This window comes from Streptomyces millisiae, assembly GCF_031845425.1.
GTDB classification, from domain to species: domain Bacteria; phylum Actinomycetota; class Actinomycetes; order Streptomycetales; family Streptomycetaceae; genus Streptomyces; species Streptomyces millisiae.
Window position 1 is genome coordinate 1 of record NZ_JAVREM010000233.1, and the last position, 484, is coordinate 484.

General features: G+C 66.5%; 1 protein-coding gene. It reads right to left on the minus strand.

Going from position 1 to position 484, the window contains the following annotated elements; genetic code table 11:
- On the minus strand, positions 1-484 hold a 484-nt coding region (locus RNC47_RS36410), incomplete at both ends, for a carboxyl transferase domain-containing protein (RefSeq protein ID WP_311605153.1).

The window sequence follows — 484 nt, forward strand, 5'->3', positions numbered from 1 at the left end:
GGATGACACCCGAGGCCTTGATGTTGTTGTGGAAGATCCGGCTGTACAGGCCAAGCGAGACCACGCCCTCCTGGATGCGGGCGCCGGCGCCGTCGTTGATGCCGATCAGCGGGCGGCCGGTCTTGATGGCCAGCTCCTGGACCTTGACGATCTTCTCGCCGTAGACCTCACCGAGGCTGCCGCCGAACACGGTGGCGTCCTGGCTGAAGATGCAGACGTCGCGGCCGTCGATGGTGCCGTAGCCGGTGATCACCCCGTCGCCCAGCGGCCGGTTGTTCTCCAGGCCGAAGTTGGTGCTGCGGTGCTTGGCCAGCGCGTCGAGTTCGACGAACGACCCCTCATCGAGCAGGGCCAGGATGCGCTCGCGGGCGGTCAGCTTGCCCTTGGCGTGCACCTTGTCCACGGCGGCTTCGCCGACAGGATGCAGCGTCTCCTCGGCCCGCCTCTTGAGATCAGCCAGCTTGCCTGCAGTGGTGTGGATGTC